This is a genomic window from Rhizobacter sp. AJA081-3, from assembly GCF_017795745.1.
Lineage (GTDB): Bacteria > Pseudomonadota > Gammaproteobacteria > Burkholderiales > Burkholderiaceae_C > Piscinibacter.
On the sequence record NZ_CP059067.1, the window covers coordinates 4614162 to 4641092 of the forward strand.

Annotated in this window: 24 protein-coding genes; 14 read left to right on the forward strand and 10 right to left on the reverse strand. The window is 69.1% G+C overall.

Going from position 1 to position 26931, the window contains the following annotated elements; genetic code table 11:
* Window positions 1–6 precede the first annotated feature (6 nt).
* The 7 genes from metW to HZ992_RS21960 form a co-directional block, all read right to left on the reverse strand.
* Entirely contained in the window at window positions 7–591 is a 585-nt protein-coding gene (gene metW / locus HZ992_RS21930; protein ID WP_209383912.1) for a methionine biosynthesis protein MetW, read from the reverse strand.
* A complete protein-coding gene (locus tag HZ992_RS21935) occupies window positions 588–1721 on the reverse strand; it encodes a homoserine O-succinyltransferase MetX (RefSeq protein WP_209383913.1) in 1134 nt (377 codons plus the stop codon). Before HZ992_RS21935 ends, metW begins: the two co-directional genes overlap by 4 nt.
* 98 nt (window positions 1722–1819) lie before the next feature.
* Window positions 1820–2974, reverse strand: coding sequence for a VanW family protein (locus tag HZ992_RS21940; protein ID WP_209383914.1), 1155 nt, complete (start codon window positions 2972–2974; stop codon window positions 1820–1822).
* Between the two features lie 79 nt (window positions 2975–3053).
* Window positions 3054–5570, reverse strand: a complete 2517-nt coding sequence (locus HZ992_RS21945) for an ATP-binding protein (protein ID WP_209383915.1) — start codon at window positions 5568–5570, stop codon at window positions 3054–3056.
* Window positions 5571–5583: 13 nt separating this feature from the next.
* Window positions 5584–6387, reverse strand: a complete 804-nt coding sequence (locus HZ992_RS21950; protein WP_209383916.1) for a substrate-binding periplasmic protein — start codon at window positions 6385–6387, stop codon at window positions 5584–5586.
* An 11-nt stretch (window positions 6388–6398) separates the two neighbouring features.
* On the reverse strand, window positions 6399–7208 hold the full coding sequence (locus tag HZ992_RS21955; RefSeq protein ID WP_371816760.1) for an HD-GYP domain-containing protein: 810 nt from the start codon (window positions 7206–7208) through the stop codon (window positions 6399–6401).
* Entirely contained in the window at window positions 7205–7576 is a 372-nt protein-coding gene (locus HZ992_RS21960; RefSeq protein ID WP_209383917.1) for a response regulator transcription factor, read from the reverse strand. Before HZ992_RS21960 ends, HZ992_RS21955 begins: the two co-directional genes overlap by 4 nt.
* Before the next feature lie 107 nt (window positions 7577–7683).
* Here HZ992_RS21960 and HZ992_RS21965 point away from each other — a divergent pair, with 107 nt between their 5' ends.
* From HZ992_RS21965 to HZ992_RS21980, 4 genes are all read left to right on the forward strand, one after another.
* A complete protein-coding gene (locus tag HZ992_RS21965; protein WP_209383918.1) occupies window positions 7684–8331 on the forward strand; it encodes a response regulator in 648 nt (215 codons plus the stop codon).
* A complete protein-coding gene (locus tag HZ992_RS21970) occupies window positions 8328–9065 on the forward strand; it encodes a response regulator (protein ID WP_209383919.1) in 738 nt (245 codons plus the stop codon). Before HZ992_RS21965 ends, HZ992_RS21970 begins: the two co-directional genes overlap by 4 nt.
* A 136-nt stretch (window positions 9066–9201) precedes the next feature.
* Window positions 9202–10974, forward strand: a complete 1773-nt coding sequence (locus tag HZ992_RS26070) for a methyl-accepting chemotaxis protein (protein ID WP_209383920.1) — start codon at window positions 9202–9204, stop codon at window positions 10972–10974.
* A gap of 28 nt (window positions 10975–11002) precedes the next feature.
* On the forward strand, window positions 11003–11500 hold the full coding sequence (locus HZ992_RS21980; protein ID WP_209383921.1) for a chemotaxis protein CheW: 498 nt from the start codon (window positions 11003–11005) through the stop codon (window positions 11498–11500).
* Between the two features lie 7 nt (window positions 11501–11507).
* On the opposite strand, the gene HZ992_RS21985 is transcribed toward HZ992_RS21980, so the two are convergent.
* Together HZ992_RS21985 and HZ992_RS21990 are read right to left on the reverse strand one after the other, a co-directional pair.
* On the reverse strand, window positions 11508–12389 hold the full coding sequence (locus HZ992_RS21985) for a response regulator transcription factor (protein WP_245213174.1): 882 nt from the start codon (window positions 12387–12389) through the stop codon (window positions 11508–11510).
* A complete protein-coding gene (locus HZ992_RS21990; RefSeq protein ID WP_209383923.1) occupies window positions 12386–15802 on the reverse strand; it encodes a hybrid sensor histidine kinase/response regulator in 3417 nt (1138 codons plus the stop codon). Before HZ992_RS21990 ends, HZ992_RS21985 begins: the two co-directional genes overlap by 4 nt.
* Window positions 15803–16002: 200 nt before the next feature.
* On the opposite strand from HZ992_RS21990, the gene urtA reads away from it, so the two are divergent.
* The 9 genes from urtA to HZ992_RS22035 all read left to right on the forward strand — a co-directional run bounded on the left by urtA (window position 16003) and on the right by HZ992_RS22035 (window position 24835).
* Window positions 16003–17262, forward strand: a complete 1260-nt coding sequence (urtA, locus tag HZ992_RS21995) for an urea ABC transporter substrate-binding protein (RefSeq protein WP_209383924.1) — start codon at window positions 16003–16005, stop codon at window positions 17260–17262.
* Window positions 17263–17304: 42 nt separating this feature from the next.
* Window positions 17305–18204: an urea ABC transporter permease subunit UrtB gene (gene urtB / locus HZ992_RS22000; protein WP_371816834.1), complete on the forward strand. Its 900-nt coding sequence runs from the start codon at window positions 17305–17307 to the stop codon at window positions 18202–18204.
* A 31-nt stretch (window positions 18205–18235) separates the two neighbouring features.
* Window positions 18236–19435: an urea ABC transporter permease subunit UrtC gene (urtC, locus tag HZ992_RS22005; protein ID WP_209383926.1), complete on the forward strand. Its 1200-nt coding sequence runs from the start codon at window positions 18236–18238 to the stop codon at window positions 19433–19435.
* A 10-nt stretch (window positions 19436–19445) separates the two neighbouring features.
* Complete coding sequence (urtD, locus tag HZ992_RS22010; RefSeq protein WP_209383927.1) at window positions 19446–20189, forward strand: urea ABC transporter ATP-binding protein UrtD; 744 nt, start codon at window positions 19446–19448, stop codon at window positions 20187–20189.
* Between the two features lie 10 nt (window positions 20190–20199).
* On the forward strand, window positions 20200–20889 hold the full coding sequence (urtE, locus tag HZ992_RS22015) for an urea ABC transporter ATP-binding subunit UrtE (RefSeq protein WP_209383928.1): 690 nt from the start codon (window positions 20200–20202) through the stop codon (window positions 20887–20889).
* Window positions 20890–21007: 118 nt separating this feature from the next.
* A complete protein-coding gene (gene fmdA, locus HZ992_RS22020; protein WP_209383929.1) occupies window positions 21008–22234 on the forward strand; it encodes a formamidase in 1227 nt (408 codons plus the stop codon).
* A 19-nt stretch (window positions 22235–22253) separates the two neighbouring features.
* Window positions 22254–22595, forward strand: a complete 342-nt coding sequence (locus HZ992_RS22025) for an FmdB family zinc ribbon protein (protein WP_209383930.1) — start codon at window positions 22254–22256, stop codon at window positions 22593–22595.
* Window positions 22596–22698: 103 nt separating this feature from the next.
* Window positions 22699–23850, forward strand: a complete 1152-nt coding sequence (locus tag HZ992_RS22030) for a pyridoxal-phosphate-dependent aminotransferase family protein (RefSeq protein ID WP_209383931.1) — start codon at window positions 22699–22701, stop codon at window positions 23848–23850.
* A 31-nt stretch (window positions 23851–23881) separates the two neighbouring features.
* Window positions 23882–24835, forward strand: a complete 954-nt coding sequence (locus HZ992_RS22035; RefSeq protein ID WP_245213185.1) for an AraC family transcriptional regulator — start codon at window positions 23882–23884, stop codon at window positions 24833–24835.
* On the opposite strand, the gene HZ992_RS22040 is transcribed toward HZ992_RS22035, so the two are convergent.
* The gene (locus HZ992_RS22040) at window positions 24836–25798 is read right to left on the reverse strand and encodes a glycerophosphodiester phosphodiesterase (protein ID WP_209383932.1); all 963 of its coding nucleotides are present in this window, start codon (window positions 25796–25798) and stop codon (window positions 24836–24838) included.
* Between the two features lie 85 nt (window positions 25799–25883).
* On the opposite strand from HZ992_RS22040, the gene HZ992_RS22045 reads away from it, so the two are divergent.
* A complete protein-coding gene (locus HZ992_RS22045) occupies window positions 25884–26924 on the forward strand; it encodes an aliphatic amidase (RefSeq protein WP_209383933.1) in 1041 nt (346 codons plus the stop codon).
* Window positions 26925–26931: the final 7 nt, after the last annotated feature.

The following is a 26931-nucleotide window of genomic DNA, read 5'->3' on the forward strand; positions in this document are numbered from 1 at the left end:
TTTCGATCAGCCTCGCTCGAACTTGAACACGGCCACGCTCGCCAGCAGGTTGGGCCAGGCGCGCACGATCTCGCCGGCCTGGATGCCGAAGGAATCGAGGATGGTCAGGCCGTCCTTGCGTGCCAGCACCTCGAAGTCGGCGTAGGTGCCCACGCGGATGTTCGGCGTGTCGTACCACTCGTAGGGCAGCGCCTTGGTCACCGGCATGCGGCCGCCGGCCACGCGCAGGCGGTTCGGCCAGTGCGCGAAGTTCGGGAAGCTGACCACGCCGATGCGGCCCACGCGCGCCGTCTCGCGCAGCATCTTCTCGGTGTTGCGCAGGTGCTGCAGGGTGTCGAGCTGCAGCACGACGTCGAAGCTCTTGTCCCCGAAGATCGCCAGGCCTTCCTCGAGGTTGAGCTGGATGACGTTGACGCCGCGCTGCGTGCAGGCGAGCACGTTGCCGTCGTCGATCTCGATGCCGTAGCCCGTGCAGCCGCGCTGATCCTGCAGGTAGGCCAGCAGCTCGCCGCGGCCGCAGCCGAGGTCGAGCACGCGCGAGCCCTTCGGCACCAGTTCCGCAATCAACTCCATGTCCTTGCGCTCGCTCATGCCTGCACCTCCTTCGCGAGGTTGTCGAAGCAGGCGCGCAGCACGCCGTGGTAGCGCGGGTCCTCGAGCAGGAAGGCATCGTGGCCGTGCGGCGCGGCGATCTCGGCGTAGCTGACGCGGTGCCGGTTGTCGAGCAGCGCCTTGACGATCTCGCGCGAGCGCGCCGGCGAGAAGCGCCAGTCGGTGGTGAAGCTGACCAGCTGGAAGCGGCAGGTGGCGCCGGCGAAGGCGCGCGTGAGGTCGCCGCCGAAGGCCCGCGCCGGGTCGAAGTAGTCGAGCGCGCGGGTGATCAGCAGGTAGGTGTTGGCGTCGAAGTACTCGCTGAACTTGTCGCCCTGGTGGCGCAGGTAGCTCTCGATCTCGAACTCGATCTCCTGCGTCGAGTAGCCCAGCTCGGCGGCGCGCAGGTTGCGGCCGAACTTCTGCTCCATCGCGTCGTCGGAGAGGTAGGTGATGTGGCCGATCATGCGGGCCACGCGCAGGCCGCGCTTGGGCACCACGCCGTGCTGGTAGAAGTGGCCGCCGTGGAACTCGGGGTCGGTGATGATGGCGCGCCTTGCGACCTCGTTGAAGGCGATGTTCTGCGCCGACAGGTTGGGCGCGGTGGCCACCGCGATGCACTGGCGCAGCCGGTCGGGGAAGCGCAGCGACCAGCTCAGCGCCTGCATGCCGCCCAGGCTGCCGCCGAGCACCGCGGCGAGTTGGCGGATGCCCATGCGGTCGAGCAGGCGCGCCTGCGCGTCGACCCAGTCCTCCACCGTGACCACCGGGAAGTCGGCGCCATAGATGCGGCCGGTGGCCGGGTTCACGTGCATCGGCCCGGTGGAGCCGAAGCACGAACCGGGGTTGTTGACGCCGATGACGAAGAACCGGTCGGTGTCCAGCGGCTTGCCGGGGCCGACGAGGTTGTCCCACCAACCTTCGCTCTTCGGCTGGTCGGAGTAGGTGCCGGCGACGTGGTGCGAGGCGTTCAGCGCATGGCACACCAGCACGGCGTTGCTGCGCTGCGCGTTCAGCCTGCCGTAGGTCTCGTAGACGATCGTGTAGTTCGCGAGCTGCGCGCCGCTTTGCAGCGGCAGCGGCTCGTCGAAAGTCATCGATTGCGGTTGGACGTGGCCCAGCGATCCCATGACGCCCCAAAGAAAACACCCGGCGCCGCCAAAGCGGAACACCGGGTGGGCGTCCTGTCTTTAGCTGTACTTATAAAGCGCTCGCAAGCCGGAACAAATCAGCGCTGTGTTGCCAGTATAGCGGTGCCATCGGACTGCAGTTCGACCGGCGCGCTGAAGTGGCGGCGCAGCTTCGCGGCCACTTCGGGGCAGGCCGCGAGCAGCCGCTGCGCACCGTGCAGCGCCACCTGCTCGGCCGCGGCACGCGGCGCAATCGGCTCGCCGCGGCGGCGCTGCAGAGCCAGCGGCAGCCGCGTCACCACGACCGTGATGCGCCGCCCGCCGAGCGCGCCGCAACGCTGCAGCGCGGCCAGGCGATCGATGGGCACGACCAGGGCATCGACCTGCGGGCCAAGGGTCGCTGCCCACTTCCGGGCGCGGGCATCGGCATCGCCGCGCTCGCCGATCCAGCGTGCCAGGCCGGACGGAGCATGCGCCGCCAGCGTGGCCGTGCGTCCCCCGCCCGCCACCGGCTCGATGCGCTCGACGCAGCGGCGCTGCACGCAGGCCAGGCAGTCGTGCGGCTCCCCGTGGCAGGGCCCGCCGCGCAGCGGCAGCAAGGGCAGCATCGCGCGGCTGCGGTGCAGGGGCGACAGGCCGCGCAGCCGCACCACCAGGCGCTGTGCGTCGAGCCGCGACTCGATCTCGAAGGGCACCGGCAGGCGAAAGCGCAAGTCGAGGTAGTTCCAGAACACCGTGGCGTCGCGGCCCTGCTCGGCCGCCGAGCCGGGCACGACCTGCGAATGCCCATGGCGCTCGACGATGCCCGCGCCCGCATCGAGCGCTGCCGCATACAGCGCGTTGGAGAGCTGGCACAGACCACCGCCGGTGCGCGCCACGATGCAGCCCTCGCGCAGTTCGCGCCCGGCGACGAAGCCGCGCCGGCGCGTCGCGCGGCCCACCGCGTGCCAGAAGCTGAAGACCTGGCCAGCGCGCACCACGAGGCCATCCAGCCGCGCGGCGGCCAGTCGCAGGTTGTGCACCTTGCCGGCGGTCAGCGGCCATTCGTCGGCACTGCGCTGCGTCCACAGCGGCGTCTCGTTCTCGGCGAGCACGAAGGCGAAACGATACTGCGGCGCATCGACCGGCTGGATATCCGGCAGACGCGGCGGCGAATCTTCGCGGCGCTCCGCCAGCCAGTCGGCCGCAGCGCGGCGCAGGCGCAGCACGTTGGCGCGCAGTTCGAAGGAGAGGCGATCGATGTGCGTGGGCATGCCCCGCACTGTGGCCAGTCCACGCGATGGCGCGACGAAGCCGCCGTGAAGTCCGCGTGAACTCGGAATCAGCGGCCGCCTACAGCGGCACCGGCGCCGTCTCGGCACTCGCGCGCGCGGGCACGTGAATGTGGAAGGCCGCACCACCGCCGGCCAGGTTCTCGGCATGGATGCGGCCGCCGTGCGCTTCGAGGATCTTGCGGCAGATCGCCAGGCCCAGGCCGGTGCCGCCCGAGCCGTCCTTGGTCTGGCTGGACTGCACGAAGGCCTCGAACACGCGCTCGATCTCTTCGGGCGGGATGCCCGGGCCCTGGTCGCGAACCGCGAGGTGGATCTCGCCGGCGGCCGTGGTCTCGCCGCTCACGTCGATGCGCCCGTGGAAGGGCGAGAACTTGATCGCGTTGGCGATCACGTTGCGCAGCACCTGCTGGAAGCGCATCGGGTCGACCTTGGCCACCAGCGGCAGCTCCGACAGCGCCAGCGCCAGCGTGAGCTGGCGGCCGGCCAGCAGCGGGTCGATCTCGCGCGCCACTTCGCGCACCAGCGTGCGCAGGTCGGTGCGCTCGAGGTGGAAGGTGCCCACGGTGCTCTCGATCTTCGACACGTCGAGCAGGTCGTTGACCAGCGCCAGCATGCGTTGGCCGGAGCTGTGGATGTCGGTGAACATCGAGGCCAGCTTCTCGTGCTGGCGCCCGCGCACCATGCCCAGCTCCGAGAAGCCGAGGATGGACTGCAGCGGCGTGCGCAGTTCGTGGCTGATGTTGGCGATGAACTCGGTCTTGGCGCGCGAGGCCTCCTCGGCCACGTCGCGCGCGTCGCGGGTGGCGCGCTCGGCGGCGCGGAACTCGCTCACGTCCATCAGCACGGTCAGGATGCCGGACGGGCCGCCGTCGTCGCCGGGCACAGCGACCTTGATCAGCATGACGTCGCGGCGCGAGCCGTCGCGATGCATCACGCTGGCCTCGTAGCTGATGCGCCCGCCGCTGGCCAGCAGCTCGCGGTCGCGTGCGGCATGCATCTCCGCCTCCTCGGGCGGCAGATAGCTCGCCGCAGCCTGGCCGATGACGTCTTCGCGGCGCCGGCCGGTGAAGTCTTCCCAGGCCTGGTTGACGCTCAGGTAGCGGCCCAGCGTGTCGAGCATCGACAAGGGCAGCGGGCTGATCTCCAGCATCAGCGCCGAGATGGTGAGTTGCGTCTGCAGCTTCTGCTGCGCGACGACGCGGCCGGTGACGTCGGCCGCGCTGCCGGCGAAGCCGACGATGCGATCCTTGCGCATCAGCGGCACCACGGCCACGTCGAAGTGCCGCGTGCGGAGGGCACCCTCGCCCGGCACGGTGGCCTGCGCATGGCGCACCGCCAGCCGCGTGTCGGCGGAAAACAGCGCGCGCACCGCGTCGCGCTGTTCCGGAAGCACCAGCTCGTGCAACTGGCGGCCGAGGGCGGATTGCGCGGTGTCGCCGCCGATGGCCATCCAGCGCTCGTTGACGAAGGTGATGGCGCCGCGCTCATCGGTGCGGAAGATCAGGTCCTGCACGCTCTTGATCGTCACGCTCAGCTCGCGTTCGCGCAGGGCCACCTCGGCCTGCGCCAGGTCGAGCAGTTGCCGGGTTGCCTCGCGCGCGCGCAGGCTGCGCCATGCGGTGAGCGTCATCCCGGCCACGAAGACGAGCAGCACGGCCGCCAGCGCCACGAAGCTGCGCATGCTGGCCCACCAGGCGGCGTGCACGTCCGCCATCGGGTGCTCGACCAGCACCACCAGCGGGCGCGATCTCGACACGCGGAAGGCAACGAGCTGCGGTTCGTCACGCGCGCCGCGGCCGACGTAGCTGCCGTGCTCGTGCGCGGGCAGGTAGTCGCGGAACACCGGGTGGTCTCTCAGGCGCGAGCCCGGCGCCAGGCGCACCGACGGGGTGGTCGACAGCACCGTGCCGTCGAAGCTGGTGAGCAATGCGCCGCTGAGTTCGTCGTCCAGCGTCAGCTGCTGCTGGTTGGAGAAGGCATCGGGGTTGATCAGCGCCACCAGCGACACGACCGCGCCGTCGCGCAGCTGGATGCCGCGCAGCAGTGGGATGAAGCCCACGCCGTCGGGCGCGGCCGAGCTGCCGGAAGCCAGGTCGGCCAGGCTGCGCCCGGCGACGAAGCCGCCGAGCCGTTCGCGATCGGCCGTCGGCCACGGGCCGAGCACCCGCACGTCGACGACACGGCCGAAATCGCGCGCCGCCGTGGTGGTGAGCACCTGCCCCTGCGCGTCGACGACCGCCAGGCTGCGCAGGAAGGGCAGGCCGACCAGTGCCTGGCCGAGCAACGGGCCCACCTCGCCGACGGCACCGGCAGACTGCGTGGCCAGCAGCTCCGACAGCGAGCCCAGCGCGATCGCAGTGGTCTCGACCGTGCGGGTGGCATGGTCCTCCAGCACACGCGCCAGCAGCTCGACGCGCGAGCGCCGGGTCTCGACCTTCTCGTGGTGCTCGGCCCAGCCGAGCCAGGCGGTCGCGCCGACGACCAGCAGCGCCAGCAGCACGCCCACCCACGGCACGGCGCGGCTGGGCTGCCAGAAGGCGGCGGGCGGGCGGACGCCGCTGGCGCGTGGGTTCACGGCACGCGCTTGTTCAGGGCTGCAGCACGGCGATCGGCGCCAGGCCGTGCCGCTTCGCGGCGGCCTCCAGGCGCCCATCGCGCTTGATGCGCGCGACGAACTCGTCGACCTGCGCCAGCCAGGCATCGTCGCCCTGCTTCACGGCGTAGGCGTAGGGCAGCACGTGGAAGGGCCTGGGCGGCGACACCAGCGTCGCCCAGTCGGCGTTGTCGAGCAGGCGCCGGCTGTAGGGGAAGTCGGTCATGAACACGTCGACGCGACCGGATTCGAGCTCGCGCTCGCGCGTGGCCGGCGGCTTGACCACCACCATCGTGGCCTGCTTGAGCGCGGCGGCCATCACCGGCTCCATGAAGGTGCCGGCCTGCACGGCCACCTGCACGCCGGGCTTGTCGATGTCGGCCCATTCGCGGACCACGCGGTTGCTCTTCGTCGTGATGCCGTAGATGTCGCTTTGCAGGTAGGGCTTGCTGAACGCCAGCTGCGCGGCACGCGCGGGCAGCACGGCGACGGCGAACATGGCGATGTCGCAGCGGTCAGCCTTCAGGTCGTCGACCAGCTTGGGGAAGGAGGTCTCGACGTACTCGATCTTCGCCTTCAGGTCGCGCCCGAACTCGGCCGAGAGATCGACGTCGATGCCACCCAGCTGCTGGGTGCGCGGGTTGCGGAAGGTCACGCCGTAGTAGTCGGGCCAGATGCAGACGCGCACCGACTGCGCCGCCTTGACGCGATCGAGCACGGGGCCGGCATGGGCTGCGGCGGCGCCCAGCGCCAGGCCGATCGACGCCAGGGAGGTTCTGATCAGGGGGAGGGTGTTCATGTCGTGTCTTCTCAGTGTGCGTCACGCGGCACGATGCGCAGCGGCACATCCTGCGTGAGGTCCTCGAAATCGAGGCGGTTGCGGGTCACGCTGTCGCGCAGCTCGATCATGTCGCCGATGTGCTCCAGGAAGCAGTCGACCACGCGCGGGTCGAATGCCCGGCCGCGTTCCGCACGGAGCATCTCGGTGGCCTTGGCATCGCTGAAGGCCGGGCGGTAGCAGCGGTCCATGGTCAGCGCGTCGAAGAAGTCGACCACCGCGACGATGCGGCCCGACAGCGGAATCGCCTCGCCGGCCAGACGGCTCGGATAGCCGTTGCCGTCCCAGCGCTCGTGGTGCGACAGCGCCACCTCGGCGGCGAGCTGGAACAAGGGGATGCGCGAGCGGCCGAGGATCTCTGCGCCGATCGCCGGATGCTGGTTCATCACCGCCCGCTCCTCGGGCGTGAAGCCGCCGGGCTTCTTCAGCACGCCGTCGGGCATGCCGATCTTGCCGATGTCGTGCATCGGCGCGGCCTTGCGAAGCAGTGCGGCGAAGGTGCTGCGCTGGCCCAGGCGCAGGGCCAGGGCCCAGGCGAGGTAGCCGATGCGCACGATGTGCACGCCGGTGTCGTCGTCGCGGTACTCGGCGGCGCGCGACAGGCGCAGCAGCGCGTCGTGGTGGGCGCGTGCCACCTCCTGCAGCGCCTCGTTGCGCTCCTGGTACATGCGGCCGAAGTCGAGCACCATGCGCTCCATCTGCGCCGCGGCGGCGTCGCCGAAGCAGTTCGCCTCGGGCACCGGGCCCGTGTCGAACAAGGCAGGGAGCGTGTCGCGGTTCATGCCGCCACCGCTTCTTCGTCGACCAGCGCGAGCAGCTGCATCGGGCTGAAGGGCTTGACCAGGTAGGCGTCGGCACCTGCGCGCATGCCGGCCTCGCGGTCGGCATGGGTGCCGCGCGCGGACAGCATGATCACCCGCGTGGCGGTCAGCATCGGCTCGAGCTTCAGCGCCAGGCACAGGTCCAGGCCGTGGGTCTCGCCGGGCATCATCACGTCCAGCAGCACCAGGTCGGGCTTGAACTGCAACGCCACCTGCCAGCCGGCAACCGCATCGGCGGCCTCGCGGATCTCGCAGTCCTCGAACTCCAGCGTCATGCGGATGAGGCGGCGGATGTCCGCGTGGTCGTCGACGATCAGGATCTTCTTCATGGTGAGGCCGGCTCGTTCAGGTGTCGTTGCTCGGAATTATCATCGAAACCATATTTAGCATTTACCTCTGATTCGCTTCGGGGCGCGAAATCCGGCAAAATTACACAATGACCACCGCTGATTCGACCGGTAGCACCGATCCGTACACGACCATCGAGGTGGCCGGCCTGCTCGGCATGGCCGTTCGCTCGGTGCAGTTGATGGTCGATCGCGGCGAGCTCGAGGCCTGGAAGACCCCCGGCGGGCACCGGCGCATCTCGCGGGCTTCGGTCGAGCGTTGGCTGGCCTCGCGCCAATCCGGCATCCGGCCGGGCGCTGCGATCGGCGCGACGGCGCAGCGCGGCTCGTCGCGCCGCGCGCCCCGCGTGCTGCTGATCGAGGACTCGGTGCACTACCAGAACCTCGTTCGCCTGCTGCTCGGGCAGAAGTTTCCGCAGGTCGAGCTGCACATCGCCGATGAAGGCTTCGCCGGGCTGGCCATGGCCGGTGCACTGCAGCCCGACGTGCTGCTGGTCGACATCCTGCTGCCCGGCATCGATGGCGCCACGCTGATCACCAGCCTGCGCTCACATGCGCAGTTCAAGCAGAGCCGGCTGATCGTCATCACTTCGCTGGACGAGAGCCAGCGCGAGCCCTACAGCTTTGCGCTGGCCGGCGTGCCGGTGGTGCACAAGCCACAGCTGGTGGCCGAACTGCCGGACCTGCTGGCCCACGCGCTGGGCCCCCAGGCCGGCGCGGTGCCGCCCGCACCATGACCCGGCCGCGGGTGCTGCTGGTCGACGACGACACGTCGATCCGCCGCTTCGTTGCGCTGGCCCTGGAAGAACTGGATGTCGAGTTGGTCGAGGTGCCCGGCGTGGCGGCCGCCCGCGAGGCCCTGCGCCGGGGCCCGTTCGCGCTGATCATCACCGACCTGATGATGCCCGGCGAAACCGGGCTCGACCTGTTGCAGCACCTGGCCGATCACCCGGCGCAGCGCGGCGCGGCGCGCATTGCGGTGTTCAGCGCCGGGCTCACTGCTGCCATGCAGCAGCGGCTGAACACGTTCGACGTGTGGCGGCAGCTGTCCAAGCCGATCTCGCTGACCGCGCTGGAGGACTGCGTGCGCGATGCCGTGGGTGCGGCCTCGCCCGCCGCTGCGACATCGGCCGCGCGCGCGGTGGCCGGCGACGACAGCCTGAGCGCCGACGAGCAGGAGGCCATCGGACGCCACTTCGGCGGGGAACAGGCCCTCTTCATCGCCTTTCGCGCCAGCTGCCGGGCGCAGTTCGCCGCCGACCTGCGCGCCGGCGACGCCGCCTTGGAGGGCAGCGACGCGCCCGCATTGCGCCGCCTGGCGCACAGCCTGAAGAGCGTGCTCTCCACACTCGGCCACGCCGAGCCAAGCGCCGCGGCGCGCGCACTCGAAGACGCTGCCGCCGAAGCCGACTGGTCTGCGGCAAAGCCGCTTTGGCAGCAACTGCGCGCCCATCTCGCGCTCGAGCGCTGAATCGGCACGGGAAGCGGCGGAGAAGTGACAAAACACACGCGAGATGCGCTTACAATATGATACTTATATCATTTTAAGAGTTATCATTTCTCCATCGATTCGGCGACCCGCCTGAGTTGCCCCTCTTGGAGAGACCATGAACCACCTGAAGATCTCGACCCGATTGGCCGTCCTCGCTGGGTTGCTGTGCACCTTGCTGGCCTCCATCGGCGCGCTCGGCCTGTGGGGCACCCAGCAATCGAACGATTCTTTGAAGTCGGTCTACGAGGACCGCACCGTGCCACTCGCCCAGCTCGGCGACATCCAGCACCACCAGTTGCTCTCGCAGATCGCCATCGAGCTGGCCCTGATCGACCCGAGCCCGGCCCATCTGGCCCAGGTCGCCGGCGAGGTCGAGAGCAACAGCGCCAAGATCAGCAAGGAGTGGACCGCCTACACGGCGACCTTCCTGACGCCCGAAGAGAAGGAGCTCGCGCAGCGCTTCACCGAGGCCCGGGCCCGCTACGGGGATCAGGCTCTGCGCCCGACGCTGGCTGCGCTGCGCCAGGGTGATCTGGCCGAAGCCAAGCGCCTCGAAGCTGCCGCCATCCGCCCCCTGTATGCCGAGGTCGACAAGCACATCGAAGCGCTGATGACCCTGCAGGTGCAGGTGGCCAAGCAGGAATACGAGACCGCCGAGGCGCGCTTCGCGACGCTGCGCGCGATCAGCATCGCGGCCATCGCCGGCGGCCTGCTGTTCGGCATCACCTTCGCCTTCTTCATCGTGCGCGGCATCAGCCGCCAGCTCGGCGCCGAGCCCGGCGAGGCGGCCGCCCTGGTGGACAGCGTGGCCCGCGGTGACCTGAGCGTGCACATCGCCCTGAAGCCGGGCGACACGAACAGCCTGATGGCCTCGCTGGCCGCCATGCGCGACAGCCTGCTGCAGGTGGTGTCCGACGTGCGCCAGAACGCCGACGGCGTGGCCAGCGCCTCGACGCAGATCGCGCAGGGCAACCTCGACCTGAGCCAGCGCACCGAAGAACAGGCCAGCGCGCTGGAAGAAACCGCCGCGTCGATGGAGGAGCTCTCCTCGACGGTGCGCCAGAACGCCGACAACGCCCGCCAGGCCAACGAGCTCTCGGCCACCGCGGCCGGCGTCGCCACCCGAGGCGGCGCCGTGGTCGGCCGCGTGGTCGACACGATGAAGGGCATCAACGACAGCTCGAAGAAGATCTCCGACATCATCTCGGTGATCGACGGCATCGCCTTCCAGACCAACATCCTGGCGCTGAACGCCGCGGTGGAAGCGGCCCGTGCCGGCGACCAGGGCCGAGGCTTCGCTGTCGTGGCCAGCGAGGTGCGCACGCTCGCCCAGCGCAGCGCCGAGGCGGCCAAGCAGATCAAGACGCTGATCCAGGACAGCGTGCAACGCGTCGAGCAGGGCACCCAGCTGGTCGACGAGGCCGGCTCGACGATGACCGAGATCGTGCAGGCGATCCAGCGCGTCTCGGTGATCATGGGCGAGATCAGCAGCGCCAGCAGCGAGCAGAGCGCCGGCGTGGCGCAGATCGGCGAAGCCGTCGGCCAGCTCGACCAGACCACTCAGCAGAACGCTGCGCTCGTCGAGGAAAGCGCCGCCGCGGCCGAGAGCCTGCGGACCCAGGCCGACCGCCTGGTGCAGGCCGTCGCGGTATTCAGGCTAGCCGCCGGCGAGGCCTCCGCGCCCACGTCCGCGAGCCAGGCCGCCCCGGCGGCGGCAGCGATCTCGCCCGCGCCCGCACCGACCGCCTTCGTCGAGCGCCGCGGCCCGAACCGCGCCCGCAACGTCGTGCGCCCGGCCTTCGGCGCCAAGGCGCCGGCCGCGGCACCCGCTGCACCTGCCACGGCCGCCGCGCGCAACGGCACGACCGGCGACTGGGAAACCTTCTGAGCGGCCCGCAGCGCACGAAAGCACCATCATGTCCGCCACCACCCCGAATGAAATGCAGGCCGTCGCCCAGGTCTGCGGACCCCGCGAGTGCCTGAGCTTCCGCATCGGTGCCGAGGACTACGGCATCGACATCCTGCAGGTGCAGGAGGTGCGCTCCTACGAAGCCCCGACGCGCATCGCACAGACCCAGCCGCACGTGCTGGGCGTGCTCAACCTGCGCGGCGAGATCGTGCCGGTCATCGACATGCGGCTGCAGCTCGGCATGGCGCAGGCCAACTTCGACGACAGCACGGTGGTGATCGTGCTGAAGGTCGCCGGCCGCGCTTTCGGCCTGGTCGTCGATGCCGTGAGCGACGTGATCGGCCTCGCGCCGGAGCAACTGCGACCGGTGCCCGGCATCGGCCGCGGCATCGCCGCCGACCTGCTGCTGGCCATCGTCACCTTGAAGGACCGGATGCTGTTGCTCATCGACATCGACAAGCTGATGCGCAGCCCGGCCTTCGGGCTGGCGGCGCGCGCCGACTGAGCGCGAACTAGCCGAGCTCACGGCTGGCCAGCGCCGCGGCCGCCGCACGCGTCTCGACGCCGAGCTTCTCGAACACATGCTCGAGGTGCTTGTTCACCGTGCGCGGGCTCATGCCGAGGATCTCGGCGACGTCGCGGTTGGTCTTGCCCTTGGCGATCCACGACAGCACCTCGGTCTCGCGCGGCGTGAGCGAGGCGGTGGCCAGCCTCGAGGGCGCCGTCTCGCCGGCGCCGCGAAGGCGCAGCAGCCACATCGTCTCGCCCAGGCCCACGGCGCCGAGGCGCCGGGCCAGCAGCGCGCGGCCGTCGGGCGCCACACGCTCCAGCTCGGCCGCCGCGTCGGCATCACCTTCAAGCTGCAGCCACTCGGTGCAGGCCGCGTCGTTGGAATCCTGGAAGAACTCGGCCAGCCAGCGCTGCGCCTGCGGCGAACGCCAGGCCAGGCGGCCGCGCGTGTCGACCACCAGCACGCCCATGCCGCCGACGTCGACCGCCTCGCGCGCCAGCCGCGCCGCACGCGCATTGCGCACGTGCGTGGCCAGGCGCGCCAGCACCTCCTGCGCACGCACCGGCTTGACGACGTAGTCGACGCCGCCGGCATCGAAGCCGGCGACGATGTGCGAGGTCTCCGACAGGCCGGTCATGAAGATCACCGGGATATGCGCCCAGGCCGGCTGCGCCTTGATGCGGCGGCAGGTCTCGAAGCCGTCGAGCCCCGGCATGCGCGCGTCCATGAGGATGGCGTCGGGCGTGACGAGGTCGAGCCGCTCGAGCGCCGAGGCCCCGTCGGGCGCCACCAGCACGGTGTAGCCCTCGGCCTCGAGCTCGCTGCACAGCGCGCCCACTGACTGCGGCACGTCGTCGACGACGAGCACCACGTCGCGCGTCACAGCGCCTCCGCGTCGGTGACGTCGAGCGCGCGGGTGAGCTGGTCGATCAGCTCGTTCCAGGCGAACCGATCGACCAGCACGCGCAGCATCGCCGCCTGCGCGCTGCATTCCGGGTGCTGCTGCCCCAGCGCCTCGAGCGCCTGCAGCAGGCCCTGCCGGTGGCCCAGGCGCGCCAGCCGCACCAGCGTGCGCGCATGCTCGTCGGGCAGGCGCACCGGGCGCGGCAACGCCGCCGGCGCCCAGCTCGGCACCGCGAGCTCGGCCACCCACTCGAGCTGCAGGTGGCGCTGCAGCGCGGCGAGCAGCTCCGACTCGATCACCGGCTTGTCGACGAAACCCTGGCAGCCGGCCGCGACCAGCTTGTCGTTCTGGTTCTCGAAGGCATTCGCCGAGACCATGATGATCGGCACATCGGCCACGCCGGCGGCGCGGATGCGGCGCGCTGTCTCCCAGCCGTCCATGTCGTCCATCGAGATGTCGAGCAGCACGGCGTCGGGCGGCTGCTCGAGCACGCTTTCCAGGCACTCGTTGCCGGTGGCGGCCTCGCGGATGCGAAAGCCCAACGGCAGCAGCATGCCGGCGAGCATCTGGCGCTGCGTCGGCTGGTCGTCGACCACCAGCAGGTTGCGCCGCGTGCCGATGTAGCCGGTCACCGGCCGGTGCGGCACGCCGCGCGGCGCGGCCGGCTCGGTGGTCTCGCTCAGGTACAGGCGCACGGTGAAGGTGCTGCCGTGGCCGGGCGAGCTCTTCACCGTCAGTTCGCCGCCCATCAGCTGCGTCAGCAGGTGGGTGATCGTCAGGCCCAGGCCCGTGCCCGAGTCGCCGGTGCGCCGGCCGGCGCTGCCGCGCTCGAAAGGCAGGAAGATGCGCTCCAGGTCGGGTTCGGCGATGCCGATGCCGGTGTCGATGACCTGGAAGCGCGCCACCTCGCGGGTGTGGTCGAGCAGCAGCGTGATGCTGCCGCGGTCGGTGAAGCGCACCGCGTTGCCCAGCAGGTTGATGAGGATCTGGCGCAGCCGCCGCGCGTCGGCGCGCACGAAGGGCGGCACGCGGCCTTCGGTGCGCAGCTCGAAGTGCAGGCCCTTGGCCGCCGCCTGCGGCGCCACCATGCGCGCCAGGTCGTCGAGGAACTCCTGCGTCGACAGCGGCGCCGGATCCAGGCGCAGCTTTCCCGCCTCGATGCGCGCCAGATCGAGCAGCCCGTCGATCAGGCCGTGCAGGTGCTCGCCGCTGTGGCGGATGGTGTCGACCGCGGCGCGCCGCTCGCCGCGCACCTGCTCATCCTTGAGCAGGATCTGCGCGTAGCCGAGGATGCTGTTCAGTGGCGTGCGTAACTCGTGCGTCATGCCGGTCACGTAGCGCGTCTTCGCCGAGTTGGCCGCCTCGGCCAGCTCCTTGGCGGCCTGCAGCGCGGCGTCGGTGCGGCGGTGCGCCTCGATCTCCTGCGTGAGCAGCAGGTTCTGCCGGTTCGATTCGTCCTCGGCCATGTGGCGGCTCTCGCTGCCCAGCACCATCCACCAGGCGCCCACCGCCACCACCAGCGAGAGCAGCGCGAAGGCCTTCAGGAAGGGCCCGGCCAGGGCCGCCTCGTCGGCCACGTGCAGCGCGGTCTGCTGGTCGTAGACGACGCCGAGGATCACGCCGAGCAACGTGATCAGCGAGACGGCGACGACGAGGTAGTGCGCGACGCGGAAGTTGATGCGCGCGCTCAGGCGCTGCGGCAGCACCGCCGCCAGCGCCGCGCGCACCTGGTCGGCCGCGCGCGAGTCGGTCTTGCAGCGATCGTGGCAGCGCGACTCGAGCGTGCAGCACAGCGAGCAGATCGGCGCGCCGTAGGCCGGGCATTGCGCCATGTCCTCCGACTCGAAGTGGTTCTCGCACACCGAGCAGCGCACCGACTCGCCGGGCTTCCACAGCGTCGGCGCCGGCCGCGCCTGGTAGTAGCGGCCGCGCGTCCACCATGCCAGCAGCGGCGAGATCGCCATCGAGGCGAACAACGCGATGAAGGGCGCGTAGGCCTGCGCCACCTCGCCCATCGCGCCGGCGTAGGCCACCACCGCGAGCACGGCAGCGGTGAGCATCGCGCCCAGGCCGACCGGGTTGATGTCGTACAGGTGCGCGCGCTTGAATTCGATGTGCTTCGGGCTCCAGCCGAGCGGCTTGTTGATGACGAGGTCGGCCACCAGCGCGCCGACCCAGGCGATCGCCACGTTGCTGTACAGGCCGAGCACGCGCTCCAGCGCCTCGAACACGCCCAGCGTCATCAACAGCACGGCGATGAGCACGTTGAAGACCAGCCAGACCACGCGCCCCGGGTGGCTATGCGTGAGCCGCGCGAAGAAGTTCGACCAGGCCAGCGAGCCGGCGTAGGCGTTGGTGAGGTTGATCTTCACCTGCGAGACGATGACGAACAGCACCGTGGCGGCGAGCACCCAGCGCGCGTCGTCGAACAGGTAGGCGTAGCCCGCCAGGTACATGTGCGTGGGCTCGACGGCCTTGTCCGGCGGCAGCTGCTGCTGCAGCGCCAGGAAGGCGAGGAAGGCGCCGCCGAGCATCTTCACCATGCCCGGCACGATCCAGCCCGGTCCGGCCACCAGCACCGCCGTCCACCAGCGCACGCGATTCTTCTTCGTCTTTTCCGGCAGGAAGCGCAGGTAGTCGACCTGCTCGCCGATCTGCACGACGAGCGAGAAGGCCACCGTGGCCGCGGAGCCGAACATCAGCGCGTCGAATCCCGAACTGCCCGACACGCGCCCGGCCAGCGTGCCGAACTCGGCGAACTTGCCCGGGTCCTTGGCCAGCACCGCGGCGTAGGGCAGCAGGAACAGCAAGATCCACACCGGCTGCGTCCACAGCTGCAGGCGCGAGATCAGCGTGATGCCGTGCATCACCAGCGGCACCACGCCGAGCGAGGCGATCAGGTAGCAGATCGACAGCGGCCAGTCGGTGTACATCTGCAGCGCCAGCGCGAGGATGGCCGCCTCGAGCGCGAAGAAGATGAAGGTGAAGCTCGCGTAGACCAGCGAGGTCAGCGTGGAGCCGAGGTAGCCGAAGCCCGCGCCGCGCGTGAGCAGGTCCATGTCCAGCCCGTACTTGGCGGCGTAGTAGCTGATCGGCAGCCCGGTGAGGAAGGTGATCAGCCCGACCACCAGGATCGCCCACAGCGCATTGGTGAAGCCGTAGCTCAGCGCGATGGCGCCGCCGATGGCCTCGAGCGCGAGGAACGACGTGGCGCCGAACGCGGTGTTGGCCACGCGCGCCTCGCTCCACTTGCGGAAGTGCCGCGGCGTGTAGCGAAGGGCGTAGTCCTCCAGCGTCTCGTCGGCGACCCAGCTGTTGTAGTCGCGACGGATGCGGAAGATCTTCTGCGGGGCGAGCGCCAATGCGGGTCCTCGATGGCCAAGACGGCCCATGCCGTCTTGCAAGAAGCAGTCCCGGCGGCCGCGCGAGTCTGCCGCGCCGCGCTGCGCGGCCCGCTACGTCGAATGACGTATTCGGCCTGCGCAGCCCTTCTCGTACCTTGGCGACATGCCGGAAGCGGCCAGGCCTCCAGAGCTTGCACAGCGATGGTGCCCCGCGCACGGATTTGTCCCCACCCCTCCAGGAGAGCCGCATGTCCCATGACCAAGACCCCGATCTGAAATCGCTGCAGCGCCGCCGCCTGCTGCAAGGCGCCGCCGCGCTGCCGCTCGCCGGCATCCCGGCCTGGGCGCTCGCGCAGCAGTTCCCCACCGCGAAGGTGAACACCACCAAGCTCGCCATCACCGACACCGAGGTGACGGTCGGCCAGCTGCACTCGGCCACCGGCACGATGGCGATCAGCGAGACCGGCTCGATCCAGGCCGAGCAGCTCGCCATCGACCAGATCAACGCGATGGGCGGCATCCTCGGCCGCAAGATCAAGGTCATCAAGGAAGACGGCGCCTCCGACTGGCCGACCTTCGCCGAGAAGAGCAAGAAGCTGCTCGTCAACGACAAGGTCGCCGCCGTGTTCGGCTGCTGGACCAGCGCCTCGCGCAAGGCCGTGCTGCCGGTGTTCGAGAAGGAGAACGGCCTGCTGTACTACCCGACCTTCTACGAAGGCCTGGAGCAGAGCAAGAACGTCATCTACACCGGCCAGGAAGCCACCCAGCAGATCATCTGGAGCCTCGACTGGGGCGCCAAGGAGAAGAAGGCCAAGACCTACTTCCTGGTCGGCTCCGACTACATCTGGCCGCGCACCTCGATGAAGATCGCGCGCAAGCACATCGAGACGGTGGGCAAGCTCGGCAAGGTGGTCGGCGAGGAGTACTACCCGCTGGGCAACACCAACTTCAACTCGCTGATCAACAAGATCAAGGTCGCCAAGCCCGACTGCATCTTCTGCGCGGTGGTGGGCGGCTCCAACGTCGCCTTCTACAAGCAGCTCAAGGCCGCGGGCATCACCGGCGACAAGCAGTTCCTGCTGACGCTGTCGGTCACCGAGGACGAGATGACGGGCGTGGGCGGCGAGAACTTCACCGGCTTCTACTCGTCGATGAAGTACTTCCAGTCGCTGGACAACGAAAACAACAAGAAGTTCGTCGCCGCCTTCAAGGCCAAGTACGGCAAGGACGCGGTGATCGGCGACGTGACGCAGGCCGGCTACCTCGGCCCCTGGCTGTGGAAGGCGGCGGTCGAGAAGGCCGGCAGCTTCGACGTCGACAAGGTCGTCGCGGCCTCGCCCGGCATCGAGCTGAAGACGGCGCCCGAGGGCTACGTGAAGCTCGATGCCAACCACCACCTGTGGAGCAAGGCGCGCATCGGCCAGGGCCAGCCCGACGCCACCTTCAAGGTGGTGGCCGAGTCGGCCGAATTGATCAAACCCGATCCGTTCCCCAAGGGATACCAGTAACCCGGCAGCCACTTCAGGAGCAGCATCGTGAACTTCTCGGAAATGCTCAACATCGGCCTGATGCAGGGTTTTGCAGGCCTGAGTCTGTTCTCGGTGCTGCTGCTGATGGGCCTGGGCCTGGCGATCATCTTCGGCCAGATGGGCGTGATCAACATGGCGCATGGCGAGTTCATGACCATCGGCGCCTACACCATCTTCCTCGGCTCCACGCTCTCCGAGAAGTTCGCGCCGAGCTTCATTCCGTACTACTTCCCGGTGGCGATCGGCGTGGCCTTCGTGCTCGCCTTCATCGCCGGCTGGCTGGTGGAGTGGGCGCTGATCCGCCACCTCTACAAGCGCCCGCTGGACACGCTGCTGGCCACCTGGGGCCTGAGCCTCGGGATCCAGCAGATGTTCCGCACCGGCATCGGCCCGAAGGAAGTCAGCCCGACGCTGCCCGACTGGCTGCTCGGCTCCTGGGCCCCGCACCCCGGCCTGGACATCCCGATCAACGGCCTGTTCGTTCTCGCGCTCACCGCCTTCGTCACCGGCGCCGTGATGCTCGCGCTGTACCGCAGCCGCTGGGGATTGCGCGTTCGCGCCACCGTGGCGAACCGGCAGATGGCCAACGCGGTGGGCATCAACACCAGCAAGACGGACCGCCTGACCTTCGCCATCGGCTGCGGCATCGCCGGCGTGGCGGGCGCGGCCTTCACCACCATCGGCTCGACCGGCCCGACCTCGGGGTCGCTGTACATCGTCGACGCCTTCCTCGTCGTCACCTTCGGCGGCGCGGCCAGCCTGCTGGGCACCGTGGCCTCGGCCTTCGGCATCGCGCAGACGCAGTCGATCAGCGAGTTCTTCATGAGCGGCTCGATGGCCAAGGTGCTGACGCTGTCGATGATCGTGCTGATCCTGATGATGCGGCCGCAGGGCCTGTTCGCATCGAGGGTTCGCCGCTGAGCCGAATGCGCAACCTTCCCGGAGACCCTGCATGAATTCCCTCAAGACCTGGCTCGCGCGCCCCGGCGTGGGCAGCACGATGCTGCTGGCGGTGCTGCTGCTGGCGATCCTGCCGCTGTCGCTCGATGCCTTCCGCCTCAACCTGGTGGGCAAGTACCTCACCTATGCCTTCGTCGCCGTCGGCCTGGTGATGGTGTGGGGCTACGGCGGCGTGCTCAGCCTCGGCCAGGGCGTGTTCTTCGGCCTGGGCGGCTACGCGATGGCGATGTTCCTCAAGCTCGAGGCGTCCGACCCGATCAGCACGAAGATCCAGTCGACGCCGGGCATCCCCGACTTCATGGACTGGAACCAGCTCACCGAGCTGCCGCTGTTCTGGCTGCCGTTCAAGAGCCTGCCGCTGACGCTGATCATGGTGATCGCGGTGCCCACGCTGCTGGCCTTCATCATCAGCTACGCGATGTTCAAGCGGCGCGTGGGCGGCGTGTACTTCGCGATCATCACGCAGGCGGTGGCGCTGATCGTCACCGTGCTGATCATCGGCCAGCAGGGCTACACCGGCGGCGTCAACGGCATGACCGACCTGAAGACGCTGCTGGGCTGGGACATCCGCACCGACTCGGCGCGCCTGATCCTCTACTACGTCTGCTCGGGGCTCCTGCTCGCCAGCATCGTGCTGTGCGCCTGGATCCAGAGGAGCAAGCTCGGCACGCTGCTGCTGGCCATGCGCGACAAGGAAGACCGGGTGCGCTTCTCCGGCTACGACGTGGCGATGTTCAAGGTCGCCGTGTTTTGCCTGGGCGCGGCGCTGTCCGGCATCGGCGGCGCCATGTTCGCCTTGCAGGTCGGCTTCATGTCGCCCTCGTTCGTCGGCATCGTCCCGTCGATCGAGATGGTCATCTACGCCGCTGTCGGAGGCCGCATGAGCCTGGTCGGCGCGGTGGTCGGCGCACTGCTGGTCAATGCCGGCAAGACGCTGTTCTCCGAGACCTTTCCGGATCTCTGGCTGTTCCTGATGGCGGCGCTGTTCATCGGCGTGACCATGGCCTTCCCGAACGGGCTGGCCGGGCTGTTCGAGAGCCACATCAAGCCGTGGTGGACGAAGCGCCAGGCACAGCGCGCCGGCCAGAAGCAGGCCCTGGCCGCCGCGCAGGCCGCCTACCCCGACGCCCCCAGACCCGCGCCCGCCGCGCCGCCCACCCTGCCCCCGGGCGTGAGCAGCCAGCAGGCCTGAGGAGAGCCCCATGAGCAACACCGACTTCGCCCTCGCCGTGGAAGACCTGACCGTCTCCTTCGACGGCTTCAAGGCCATCGACGCGCTGACGCTGTACATCGACAAGAACGAGCTGCGCGTGATCATCGGCCCGAACGGCGCGGGCAAGACCACGCTGCTCGACCTGATCTGCGGCAAGACCAAGGCCAGCGCCGGCAGCATCAAGTTCAAGAACGAGGAGCTGACGAAGCTGCCCGAGCACACCCGCGTGCGCCGCGGCATCGGCCGCAAGTTCCAGACGCCCTCGATCTACGAGAACCTCACGGTCTTCCAGAACCTCGAGGTGTCGTTCCCGAAGGGCCGCTCGGTGATGGGGGCCCTCTTCTTCAAGTGCGACGACGAGGTGAAGGCGCGCGTGCAGGTGGTGGCCGAGGAAGTGGGCCTGGCCGAGTTGCTGCCCACCGAAGCCGGGCTGCTCAGCCACGGGCAGAAGCAGTGGCTGGAGATCGGCATGCTGCTGATGCAGGAGCCCGAGCTGCTGATGCTCGACGAGCCGATCGCCGGCATGAGCGCGCGCGAGCGCGAGCTCACCGCCGCGCTGCTGCAGCGCATCTGCAAGAACCGCTCGGTGATCGTGATCGAGCACGACATGGATTTCGTCAAGCAGATCGCCCACAAGGTCACCGTGATGCACCAGGGAAAGATCCTCGCCGAGGGCTCCATGGAGAAGGTGCAGAACGACCCGAAGGTCATCGACGTGTACCTGGGCCATTGAGGAGACCCCGATGCTGAGCGTGAAGGACCTGTTCGTCGCCTACGGGCAAAGCGAGGCGCTGCACGGCATCTCGTTCGAGGCGGCCTCGAAGGAGACCGTGGCCATCATGGGCCGCAACGGCATGGGCAAGACCACGCTGTTCAAGAGCCTGATGGGCGTGCTGCCCACGAAGAGCGGCTCGGTCACCGTGGCCGGCAGCGAGATCAGCCACGACGAGAGCTACCGCCGCGTCGCCAAGGGCATCGCCTACGTGCCGCAGGGCCGCATGATCTTCCCGACGCTGACCGTCGAGGAGAACATCCAGACCGGCCTGGAGAACGCGAAGGACAAGCGCATCCCCGAGGAGATCTACGCGCTGTTCCCAGTGCTGTGGGACATGAAGCGCCGCAAGGGCGGCAACCTCTCCGGCGGCCAGCAGCAGCAGCTGGCGATCGCCCGCGCGCTCGTCACCAACCCGAAGGTGCTGCTGCTCGACGAGCCGACCGAAGGCATCCAGCCCTCGATCATCAAGGACATCGCGAAGGCGCTCAACGAGATCCGCAAGCTGCGCGAGATCACCATCGTCGTGAGCGAGCAGGTGCTGAGCTTTGCGATGGACGTGGCGGATCGCCTGTTCGTCATCGAGGGCGGCCGGCTCGTGCACGAGACCAGCCGCGCCGACACCGACGCCGCCCACATCAAGCAGTACCTGTCCGTATGAATGACAGCCCCCGGCCGCCGAGTACGGCGTCCGCCCCCCGCGGGGGCGCGGCCCGGGCTTGAGGCGGCTCGGCGCCCGGTCCGCCACTTCGATTACCACCCAGCCAAGGAGCACAGCCATGCCCGAAACCCTGATCAAGGTCGACCTTTCCAAGCCCGCACCGTCCAACGAGATGGTGCACAACCGCTGGCACCCGGACATCCCGATGGCCTGCTGGGTCAAGCCGGGCGACGAGTTCGTGCTCGAGACCTACGACTGGACCGGCGGCTTCATCAAGAACAACAACAGCGCCGACGACGTGCGCGACATCGACCTGTCGACGGTGCACTACCTCTCCGGCCCGGTGGGCGTGAAGGGTGCCGAGCCGGGCGACCTGCTGGTGGTCGACCTGCTGGACATCGGCGCCAAGGACGACAGCCTGTGGGGCTTCAACGGCTTCTTCAGCAAGAAGAACGGCGGCGGCTTCCTGACCGAGCACTTCCCGCAGGCGCAGAAGTCGATCTGGGACTTCCACGGCATGTTCACCACTTCGCGCCACGTGCCGGGCGTGAAGTACGCCGGCCTGATCCACCCCGGGCTGATCGGCTGCCTGCCGGACCCGAAGATGCTGGAGATGTGGAACGCCCGCGAGCAGGCGCTGATCGACTCCGACCCGGCCACCAGCGGCCTGGCCAACCCGCCGTTCGCCGGCACCGCGCACATGGGCAAGCTGACCGGTGACGCGAAGGCGAAGGCCGCCGCCACCGGCGCGCGCACCGTGCCGCCGCGCGAACACGGCGGCAACTGCGACATCAAGGACCTGTCGCGCGGCTCGAAGATCTTCTTCCCGGTCTACGTCGATGGCGCGGGCCTGTCGGTGGGCGACCTGCACTTCAGCCAGGGCGACGGCGAGATCACCTTCTGCGGCGCGATCGAGATGGCCGGCTGGGTGCACATGAAGGTCAGCCTGATCAAGGGCGGCATGGCCAAGTACGGCATCAAGAACCCGATCTTCAAGCCCAGCCCGATCAAGCCGGTCTACGACGACTACGTGATCTTCGAGGGCATCAGCGTCGACGAATCCGGCAAGCAGTACTACCTGGACGTGAACGTCGCGTACCGCCAGGCCTGCCTGAATGCGATCGAGTACCTGAAGAAGTTCGGCTACTCGGGGGCGCAGGCGTATTCGATCCTCGGCACGGCGCCGGTGCAGGGGCACATCAGCGGCGTGGTCGACGTGCCCAACGCCTGCGCGACGCTGTGGCTGCCGACCGCGATCTTCGACTTCGACATCAACCCGAGCGCGGCCGGGCCGACGAAGTTCATCGACGGCAGCATCCAGATGCCGCTGTCCCCCGACCTCTGACCTGCGCAGGAGCTGCCGCATGCCGACCTACGACTACGCCTGCCCGGCCTGCGGCAGCTTCGACGCGCTGCGCTCGTTCACGCAGCGCGACGAGCCCGCCGCCTGCCCCGATTGCGCGACGCCCTCGCCGCGGGTGTTCGCCGCGATGCCGCGGCTGGCGCTGATGGAAGGCTCGACGCGCCGGGCGATGGAGACCAACGAGCGCGCCCGCCACGAGCCGAAGAGCTCGGGCAGCTACCCGCTTATGCGCCACCCGGCCGGCTGCGGCTGCTGTTCCACCGGCAAGCGCGGCGCCACGGTCACTGCGGCAAACGGTGCCAAGGCCTTCCCGAGCAAGCGGCCGTGGATGATCAGCCACTGAACGGGTCCTGATCGGCCGCAAACCCGGCGGCGGGCGCCGCCGGGCGCAGGGTGCTAAGCTTTCCGCCCCAAAAGCGAAAAGCGCCCTGCGCACGGAGACCCTCATGCCCGGATTGCTGCCCGACGTCGACCCCGATGGCCTGCTCGAATACTCGGTGGTCTACACCGACCGCGCGGTCAACCACATGTCGCGCAAGTTCCAGGGTGTGATGCGCGACATCTCCGGCGTGCTCAAGGAGGTCTACAACGCCCGCTCGGCCGTCGTCGTGCCGGGCAGCGGCACCTACGGCATGGAAGCGGTGGCGCGCCAGTTCGCCACCGACCGCCCGGTGCTGGTGATCCGCAACGGCTGGTTCAGCTACCGCTGGACGCAGATCTTCGACATGGGACGCATCCCTTCGTCGAGCACCGTGCTGAAGGCGCGCACCGCCGGTGCGGGCCGGCAGATGCCCTTCGCGCCGGCGCCGATCGACGAGGTGGTGGCGACCATCCGCCGCGAAAAGCCGGCCGTGGTGTTCGCACCGCACGTCGAGACCTCCGCCGGCCTGGTGCTGCCCGACGACTACCTGAAGGCCGTGGCCGATGCCGCGCACGAGGTGGGTGGCCTGTTCGTGCTCGACTGCATCGCCTCCGGCGCGTTGTGGGTGGACATGAAGGCCACCGGCGTCGACGTGGTCATCAGCGCGCCGCAGAAGGGCTGGACCGGCTCGCCCTGCTGCGCCTTCGTGATGCTCGGCGAGCGCGCCCGCACCGCGATCGACTCCACCACCAGCAGCAGCTTCGCCATCGACCTGCGCAAGTGGCTGCAGATCATGGAGACCTACGAGAGCGGCGCGCACATGTACCACACCACCATGCCGACCGATGCGCTGACGCGCACGCGCGACGTGATGCTGGAGACGAAGGCGCTCGGCTTCGAGAAGCTGCGCGCGGCGCAGCTCGAGCTCGGCCGCAAGGTGCGCGCGACGCTGGTGCGCCGCGGCTTCCCGAGCGTGGCGGCCGAGGGCTTCCAGGCCGCGGGCGTGGTGGTCAGCTACACCACCGACGACGGCCTGCAAAGCGGCAAGAGCTTCCTCGCCGAAGGCCTGCAATCGGCCTCGGGCGTGCCGCTGCAGTGCGACGAAGGCCCCGACTTCAAGACCTTCCGCCTCGGCCTGTTCGGCCTGGAGAAGCTGCAGCACGTCGACCGCACGGTGCAGAACCTCGAAGCGGCGCTCGACCGCATCGCCGGCGCCGGGCAGCGCGCCGCCGCCTGACCGGGCGCGGCCGCGGGTTGGCGGGCGAGCCGTGTCGCACCGCGTCGCCTACATCGCCCGCATCAACCGGGTGCTCGACCACATCGACACCCACCTCGCCGACGTGCTCGACCTGGGCACGCTGGCGGCGGTGGCGAACTTCTCGCCCTGGCACTTCCACCGCGTCTTCCAGTCGGTCACCGGCGAGACGCTCGCCGATCGGGTGCGCCGACGCCGGCTGGAAGTGGCCGCGGGCCGGCTGCTGTGCCTGCCGTCGCAGGCCGCACTGACGATCGCACTGGACGTCGGCTTCGCCTCGGCCGAGGTCTTCACGCGGGCGTTCAAGGCCCGCTTCGGCGTCACGCCCAGCGCATGGCGGCGCGGCGCCTGGCGCGAGTGGGCACAGGTGCATCGCGATCGACTCCGCAAGATTCATCAAGCGCATGGCAAGCAACATCAAGCCGTCATCGAAGCGCTGCAGCACGATGCGTCCCCATGGCAAGACCGCCATGCCGACGGAGAAGAAGCGATGGACATCGAACTGCGAACCCTGCCCGACCTGCGCGTGGCCTACATGCGCCACGTGGGGCCCTACGGAAGCCCGGCCATCGGACAGATGTGGTTCCGCTTCGACGCGTGGCGGCGGCAGCGTGGCCTGCAGCGCGCCGACATCCTGCTGCTCGGCGTGAGCCAGGACAGCCCCGACATCACCGCGCCCGAGCGGTGCCGCTACGACGCCTGCGTGCAGGTCGACGAGCACTTTCGGCCCGAGGGAGAGATCGGCGTGCAGACCATTGCCGGTGGCCGCTACGCCTGCCTCCGCTTCGACGGCACGGGCAGGGAGATCCACGCCGCCTGGCAGCGTGTATTCGCGCAGTGGCTGCCGGGCAGCGGTTACCAGCCCGACGACCGGCCTTGCGCCGAACTCTACGACCGGGGCAGCGACATCGAGCCGAAGACGGGGCGATTCAGCTGCCTTCTGTGCGTGCCGCTGCGCCCGGCCTGATCAGTTCTTCTGAGCCGCGGGCAGCGGCAGGCCGCGCGCGCGCAGCACCGCGCGGGCGCGATCGGGGTAGTCGGTGATCAGGCCATCGACGCCCCAGCCGATCAGGCGCTCCATGTCGGCACTTTCGTTGACGGTCCACGGGATCACCTGCAGGCCGAGCGCGTGTGCCTCGTCGACGAGGCGCGCGTTCAGGTCATCGAAGTTCGGCGACCAGATCGTGCCGCCGGCCGCCTTCACCATCTTCGGCAGCGTGCCGTGCTCGGCGAGGCCGAAGCCGGCGGTCCACGCGCCGTCGGCGATCGTATTGAAGCGCGGCGTCTGCGCCGACAGGTAGGCGGTGGGCAGGCCCGGCGCGCGTTGCTGCACACGCTGCAGCGCCCGCCAGTCGAAACCCTGGACCGTGACGCGCCCTTCCATGCCGGCCTGTTTCACCAAGGCCAGCAGCGCATCGACGATCTGTTCGAAAGCCGGCGTTTCCTCGGGCCGGTGCGGATTCATCTTGATCTCGATGTTGAACCGCACGCCGTCGGCACCGAGCTCGCGCACCTTCTGGAACAGCGCAGCCAGCGTCGGGATGCGTTGCCCATCCACCGGTTGCTGCGAGGGAAAGCCGCGCGCATAGGCCGTGCCGGGCTGCAGCCGGCCGACGTCGAAGGCCTGGATCTGCGCCAGCGTGAGATCTCGCAGCAGCGGGCCCGGCGCCTTCACCCACGCGCCCTGTGCATCGCGCGCCAGGTCGGGATTGATGCGCGGGTCGTGGCTGATCACCAGGATGCCGTCGGCACTCAGGTGCACGTCGGTCTCGAGCGTGGTGACGCCGATCTCCAGTGCGCGCTCGAAGGCGGCCAGCGTGTTTTCCGGCGCCAGGCCGCGCGCTCCGCGGTGGCCTTGCAGGTCGAAGGCGCACGCGCCGGCGCTCAGCGCGATGGCCCCCACGGCAACGAGCATCCAACGCAGCCTCATGCGCACGATGCTACGTCAATCGACGTATTGGCCCGGGCGCGCCGCTTCGCTGCAATGGCCCCATCCCAGACCACCGGAGCGGGCCATGCACCACGGCGACATCTCGAGCAGCAAGGACACCGTCGGCGTCGCCGTCGTCAACTACAAGATGCCGCGACTGCACAGCAAGGCGGAGGTGCTGGCCAATGCGCGCCAGATCGCCGACATGATCGTCGGCATGAAGCTCGGCCTGCCGGGCATGGACCTGGTCATCTTCCCCGAGTACAGCACGCACGGGATCATGTACGACTCGAAGGAGATGTACGACACCGCCAGCACCGTGCCCGGCGAGGAGACGGCGATCTTCGCGGCGGCCTGCAGGAAGGCCAAGGTCTGGGGCGTGTTCTCGCTGACCGGCGAGCGCCACGAGGAGCACCCGAACAAGGCGCCCTACAACACGCTGATCCTGATGAACGACCAGGGCGAGATCATCCAGAAGTACCGCAAGATCATGCCCTGGGTGCCCATCGAGGGCTGGTACCCGGGCAACTGCACCTATGTCAGCGAGGGCCCCAAGGGCCTGAAGGTCAGCCTCATCATCTGCGACGACGGCAACTACCCGGAGATCTGGCGCGACTGCGCGATGAAGGGCGCCGAGCTGATCGTGCGCTGCCAGGGCTACATGTACCCGGCCAAGGAGCAGCAGATCATGATCTCCAAGGCCATGGCCTTCGCCAACAACACCTACGTGGCGGTGGCCAACGCGGCCGGCTTCGACGGCGTGTACTCGTACTTCGGCCACAGCGCGATCATCGGTTTCGACGGCCGCACGCTCGGCGAATGCGGCGAGGAGGACATGGGCATCCAGTACGCGGCCCTGTCCAAGAGCCTGATCCGCGACTTCCGCAAGAACGGCCAGAGCGAGAACCACCTCTTCAAGCTGCTGCACCGCGGCTACACCGGCCTGATCAACTCGCGCGAGGGCGACCAGGGCGTGGCCGCCTGCCCCTACGAGTTCTACAGCCAGTGGGTGAACGACCCCGAAGGCACACGCAAGCGTGTCGAGGCGATCACGCGCGACACCGTGGGCACCGAAGAGGCGCCGATCGAGGGCATCCCGAACCCGGCCACGCTGGCGCATCGTTAGGAGCGCC

Bases quoted from the DNA above. Each gene is read 5' to 3' on its own strand.
- HZ992_RS21960 (WP_209383917.1), bottom strand. From the start codon at position 7,576: ATGAAGAAGATCCTGATCGTCGACGACCACGCGGACATCCGCCGCCTC.
- HZ992_RS22025 (WP_209383930.1), top strand. From the start codon at position 22,254: ATGCCGACCTACGACTACGCCTGCCCGGCCTGCGGCAGCTTCGACGCG.
- urtA (WP_209383924.1), top strand. From the start codon at position 16,003: ATGTCCCATGACCAAGACCCCGATCTGAAATCGCTGCAGCGCCGCCGC.
- HZ992_RS21940 (WP_209383914.1), bottom strand. From the start codon at position 2,974: ATGCCCACGCACATCGATCGCCTCTCCTTCGAACTGCGCGCCAACGTG.
- urtC (WP_209383926.1), top strand. From the start codon at position 18,236: ATGAATTCCCTCAAGACCTGGCTCGCGCGCCCCGGCGTGGGCAGCACG.
- metW (WP_209383912.1), bottom strand. From the start codon at position 591: ATGAGCGAGCGCAAGGACATGGAGTTGATTGCGGAACTGGTGCCGAAG.
- HZ992_RS21965 (WP_209383918.1), top strand. From the start codon at position 7,684: ATGACCACCGCTGATTCGACCGGTAGCACCGATCCGTACACGACCATC.
- fmdA (WP_209383929.1), top strand. From the start codon at position 21,008: ATGCCCGAAACCCTGATCAAGGTCGACCTTTCCAAGCCCGCACCGTCC.
- HZ992_RS22040 (WP_209383932.1), bottom strand. From the start codon at position 25,798: ATGAGGCTGCGTTGGATGCTCGTTGCCGTGGGGGCCATCGCGCTGAGC.
- HZ992_RS21970 (WP_209383919.1), top strand. From the start codon at position 8,328: ATGACCCGGCCGCGGGTGCTGCTGGTCGACGACGACACGTCGATCCGC.
- HZ992_RS22030 (WP_209383931.1), top strand. From the start codon at position 22,699: ATGCCCGGATTGCTGCCCGACGTCGACCCCGATGGCCTGCTCGAATAC.
- HZ992_RS22045 (WP_209383933.1), top strand. From the start codon at position 25,884: ATGCACCACGGCGACATCTCGAGCAGCAAGGACACCGTCGGCGTCGCC.
- HZ992_RS21980 (WP_209383921.1), top strand. From the start codon at position 11,003: ATGTCCGCCACCACCCCGAATGAAATGCAGGCCGTCGCCCAGGTCTGC.
- urtB (WP_371816834.1), top strand. From the start codon at position 17,305: ATGCTCAACATCGGCCTGATGCAGGGTTTTGCAGGCCTGAGTCTGTTC.
- HZ992_RS21935 (WP_209383913.1), bottom strand. From the start codon at position 1,721: ATGGGATCGCTGGGCCACGTCCAACCGCAATCGATGACTTTCGACGAG.
- HZ992_RS21950 (WP_209383916.1), bottom strand. From the start codon at position 6,387: ATGAACACCCTCCCCCTGATCAGAACCTCCCTGGCGTCGATCGGCCTG.
- HZ992_RS21955 (WP_371816760.1), bottom strand. From the start codon at position 7,208: ATGAACCGCGACACGCTCCCTGCCTTGTTCGACACGGGCCCGGTGCCC.
- urtE (WP_209383928.1), top strand. From the start codon at position 20,200: ATGCTGAGCGTGAAGGACCTGTTCGTCGCCTACGGGCAAAGCGAGGCG.
- urtD (WP_209383927.1), top strand. From the start codon at position 19,446: ATGAGCAACACCGACTTCGCCCTCGCCGTGGAAGACCTGACCGTCTCC.
- HZ992_RS21990 (WP_209383923.1), bottom strand. From the start codon at position 15,802: ATGGGCCGTCTTGGCCATCGAGGACCCGCATTGGCGCTCGCCCCGCAG.
- HZ992_RS26070 (WP_209383920.1), top strand. From the start codon at position 9,202: ATGAACCACCTGAAGATCTCGACCCGATTGGCCGTCCTCGCTGGGTTG.